Source organism: Desertihabitans aurantiacus (assembly GCF_003344635.1).
In the GTDB taxonomy this organism is placed as follows: Bacteria; Actinomycetota; Actinomycetes; order Propionibacteriales; family Propionibacteriaceae; genus Desertihabitans; species Desertihabitans aurantiacus.
Map to the genome: position 1 here is coordinate 1 of NZ_QPKK01000303.1, position 4,170 is coordinate 4,170.

At 73.2% G+C, this 4,170-nt stretch carries 4 protein-coding genes and 1 pseudogene; 4 read left to right on the forward strand and 1 reads right to left on the reverse strand.

Features of this window, described 5'->3' with window-relative positions; translation table 11 throughout:
* From DVA66_RS17755 to ahcY, 4 genes and pseudogenes are all read left to right on the forward strand, one after another.
* A pseudogene (locus DVA66_RS17755) lies at nucleotides 1–400 on the forward strand (SIS domain-containing protein); the annotation flags it as partial.
* A 12-nt stretch (nucleotides 401–412) separates the two neighbouring features.
* A complete protein-coding gene (locus tag DVA66_RS17760) occupies nucleotides 413–1,357 on the forward strand; it encodes a cation diffusion facilitator family transporter (RefSeq protein ID WP_114561244.1) in 945 nt (314 codons plus the stop codon).
* 173 nt (nucleotides 1,358–1,530) lie between these two features.
* Nucleotides 1,531–2,394 (forward strand): DUF559 domain-containing protein, encoded by an 864-nt coding sequence (locus DVA66_RS17765; RefSeq protein ID WP_114561245.1) that lies wholly within the window; start codon nucleotides 1,531–1,533, stop codon nucleotides 2,392–2,394.
* 102 nt (nucleotides 2,395–2,496) lie between these two features.
* Nucleotides 2,497–3,918: an adenosylhomocysteinase gene (gene ahcY / locus DVA66_RS17770; RefSeq protein ID WP_198671910.1), complete on the forward strand. Its 1,422-nt coding sequence runs from the start codon at nucleotides 2,497–2,499 to the stop codon at nucleotides 3,916–3,918.
* 16 nt (nucleotides 3,919–3,934) lie between these two features.
* On the opposite strand, the gene DVA66_RS17775 is transcribed toward ahcY, so the two are convergent.
* The coding region (locus tag DVA66_RS17775; RefSeq protein ID WP_408608932.1) for a hypothetical protein at nucleotides 3,935–4,170 on the reverse strand (236 nt) is incomplete at its 5' end.

The following is a 4,170-nucleotide window of genomic DNA, read 5'->3' on the forward strand; positions in this document are numbered from 1 at the left end:
CGGGTCGGTGCTGGCGGCCCGGGCCAGCCGGCGGGTGGCCGAGGCGCTGCGCGCGGCCAGCGGACGTCCCGCGCTGGCCGCCGACGCCGACGCGCTGATGCCGCTGCTCGTGGGCACCGACCCGCGCGACCCCTTCGCCGACCCGTTCGACCAGCCCGTCACCGACCGGCGTCCGGCCCTGCTGCTGCTCGACGACGGGCACGGCAACGAGCTCGTCACCATCGCCCGGCGCCACCTCGAGGGGGCCGCCGAGGTGGCCGACGTCCGGGTCTGCAAGGTCGCCACCGACCAGGGCGACCCGCTGCAGCGCTACGCGGTGCTGCACCAGAAGGGGCTGTTCGCCGCCGGCTACCTGGCGGTCGGGCTGGACCGCTTCGACGAGCGCTGGCTGGGCACCTGACATGATGCTCGGGTGAGCGCATCCGGAGGGACCAAGGCGGTCGTGGCCGCGCTGGTCGCGAACCTGTTCATCGCCGTCACCAAGTTCGTGGCCTGGGCCCTGACCGGGGCGTCGTCGATGCTGGCCGAGGCGATCCACTCCGTGGCCGACTCGGGCAACCAGGCCCTGCTGCTGGTCGGCGGCCGCCGGGCGAAGCGGGAAGCCACCCCCGAGCACCCCTTCGGCTACGGCCGGGAGCGCTACATCTTCGCCTTCATCGTGGCCATCGTGCTGTTCAGCGTGGGCGGGCTGTTCGCGCTGTACGAGGCGTACCACAAGTACGAGGAGGTGCACGCCGGGCACCCGAACGAGCTGCTCGAGGGCCGCTGGTGGTGGGTGCCGCTGGTCGTGCTGGTGGCGGCGATCGTGGCGGAGTCGTTCTCGTTCCGCACCGCCATCCGGGAGTCGCGGCACAGCAAGGGGCGGCAGTCCTGGGTGCGGTTCGTGCGCTCGGCCCGCTCGCCCGAGCTGCCGGTGGTGCTGCTGGAGGACCTCGGTGCCCTGCTCGGCCTCGTCTTCGCCCTGATCGGGGTGGGGCTCAGCCTGCTCACCGGCAACGGCTACTTCGACGTCGCCGGCACCGCGGCCATCGGTGTGCTGCTGGTGGCGATCGCGGTGGTGCTGGCCATCGAGACCAAGAGCCTGCTGCTGGGGGAGTCGGCCACCCCCGCCTCGATCCGGCGGATGACCGACGCGCTGACCGGCACCGAGGGCGTCGACCGGCTGATCCACATGAAGACGCTGCACCTCGGCCCGGAGGAGGTCCTGGTCGCGGCCAAGATCGCCGTGGACGCCGGTGACAGCGCCGCGGAGGTGGCCGCCGTCATCAACCGCGCCGAGGCGTCGATCCGGCAGGCCGAGCCGATGGTCACCGCGCTCTACCTCGAGCCCGACATCGACCGCGCCCGCGTCGGCTGAGCCCGGCTCGCGGCTCACGCCGGGATTCCGCTCCACGGTGGCGCGGCGGGGGCCGACGACCCGCGCAGCCATGCGCCCCGCCCGTCGTCCACAGCGCCACCGTGGACCAGGATGCGTGCACAGCCCCGCACCTCGCGCCGGCAGGACGGGCCTCCCGCGCCCACCTGGGAGCCATGAGATATGCGCACCTGCTCGAGTCCGACGGCGTCGTCGCGCTGCGCGACCACCCCGAGCTGCGGAGGTCGGTGGAGTGGGCGGTACGCCGCGGCCGGCTGACGAGGGTGCTGCCAGGCGTCTACACCAGCGACCCTGCTGCCCTGAGCCTCGAGCAGCGGGTCAGGGCCGTGTGCGCCTGGGACCCCCACGCCGTGGTGCTGGGTGACGCGGCGCTGCGCCTCGTCGACCCGCAGCACGCGGTCGGGGACGTCGTGCTGGCCAGCCCGAGCCGGCACCGCGCGCAGCCGGGTTTCCGGTTCTGCCGCCGCAGGGTCCCGCCGGAGCTGGTGCTGCACCGGGCAGGGGCGAGGTTCGGCCGGCCCGCGCTGGTGGCTGTCGACCTGGCGAGCACCGACGACGGGTCGGCCATCGACCTGGTGCTCCGCACCCGGACCGCGACGCTGGCCGGGATGCGTGCCGCGCTGCAGGTCTGCGCGCGCTGGCCGGGCAACGTCCGGCGGGCCGAGGTGCTGCTCGACTCCCGCGACGAGCCGTGGTCGCGCGCGGAGCGCCTGGTGCACCGGCGCCTGCGGGAAGCCCGTCTGACCGGCTGGCGGAGCAACCAGCCCCTCAGGGTCGAGGGGTGCACCTACTACGGCGATGTGGTGTTCGAGCGGGAGCGGGTCGTGCTCGAGGTCGACGGCTTCGCCGTGCACACCACCCGGGCGGCCTTCGAGCTGGACCGACGACGCCAGAACCAGCTCCAGCTCGCGCGCTGGCTGGTGCTGCGGGTGACGTGGGCGATGGTCACCGACGAACCCGACCTGGTGGTCGACTGGGTCCGCCGGGCGCTGGTGGTGCAGCGGGCACAGGGATCCTGATCCAGGGTGGGCAGCACGACGGCCGCCGCGTCAGCAGCTGCGGCGGCGCGGGTGCGCGCAGAGCCGACGGTGGAGCAGATTCCGCGGACTAGGCTGGCGGGCATGGACTACCGCGTCGCCGACCTGAGCCTGGCCGAGTTCGGCCGCACCGAGATCATGCTGGCCGAGCACGAGATGCCGGGGCTGATGGCGATGCGGGCGCGCTACGGCGAGTCCAAGCCGCTGGCCGGCGCCCGGATCACCGGCTCGCTGCACATGACCGTGCAGACCGCGGTGCTGATCGAGACGCTGACCGCGCTGGGGGCCGAGGTGCGCTGGGCCTCCTGCAACATCTTCTCGACCCAGGACCACGCCGCCGCCGCGGTGGTGGTCGGCGACGGGACGCCGGAGCAGCCGGCCGGGGTGCCGGTGTTCGCCTGGAAGGGCGAGACGCTCGAGGAGTACTGGGAGTGCACCGAGCTCGCCCTGACCTGGCCCGAGGGGGAGCAGCCGACCGCCATCCTCGACGACGGCGGCGACGCCACCCTGCTGGTGCACAAGGCCGTGGAGGCTCTGAAGACCGGCCAGGTCACCGAGGCCGTCGACACCGACCCCGAGGAGCTGCGGGTCATCCTCGCCCTGCTCAAGCGCAACCTCGCCGAGCAGCGCACCGACTGGCTGGCGCTGGCCGGCTCGGTGGTCGGGGTGAGCGAGGAGACCACCACCGGCGTGATGCGGCTGTACGAGATGGCCCGCGCGGAGACGCTGCTGTTCCCGGCGATCAACGTCAACGACTCGGTGACCAAGTCGAAGTTCGACAACCGCTACGGCTGCCGGCACTCCCTGGTCGACGGCATCAACCGCGCCACCGACGTGCTGATCGGCGGCAAGGTGGCGGTGGTCTGCGGCTACGGCGACGTCGGCAAGGGCTGCGCGGAGTCACTGCGCGGGCAGGGCGCCCGGGTGGTCATCACCGAGATCGACCCGATCTGCGCACTGCAGGCCGCGATGGACGGCTACCGGGTCGCCACCCTGGAGGACGTCGTCGGCGAGGCCGACATCTTCGTCACCGCCACCGGCAACCGCGACGTCATCACCGCCGCCCACATGGCGCAGATGAAGCACCAGGCGATCGTCGGCAACATCGGCCACTTCGACAACGAGATCGACATGGCCGGGCTGGCGGCCGTCCCCGGCATCGAGCGCACCACCGTCAAGCCGCAGGTCGACCTGTGGCGCTTCCCCGACGGCCACGCGGTGATCGTGCTCAGCGAGGGACGCCTGCTCAACCTCGGCAACGCCACCGGCCACCCGAGCTTCGTGATGAGCAACTCCTTCACCAACCAGGTGCTGGCCCAGATCGAGCTGCACGCCAACCAGCTGCCGCTCGGGGTGCACACGCTGCCCAAGCACCTGGACGAGGAGGTCGCCCGGCTGCACCTGGACGCGCTCGGCGTCCGGCTGACCACTCTGACCCCGGCCCAGTCGGACTACCTCGGCGTCCCGGTGCAGGGGCCCTACAAGTCCGACCACTACCGCTACTGAGCGGAGTCCGGTCGGCTCAGCGCCAGCCGGCCGGCAGCTGCTCGGCGGTCGGCACGCCCTCCCGGCTGCGGCGGACGCGGTCGCGCGCCCGGTCGCGGCGTTCGGCGACCACCGCCACCAGCAGCTCCTCACTCGTCAGCGGACGCGGTGGCGGCGGGCTGAGCCGCGGGTAGACCTGGCGGGCCAGGTCGTCCAGCAGCGCCTGCCGCGGCGGCCGGCGCATCTCGGCGCTGCGGCGCACCACGGTGCGGG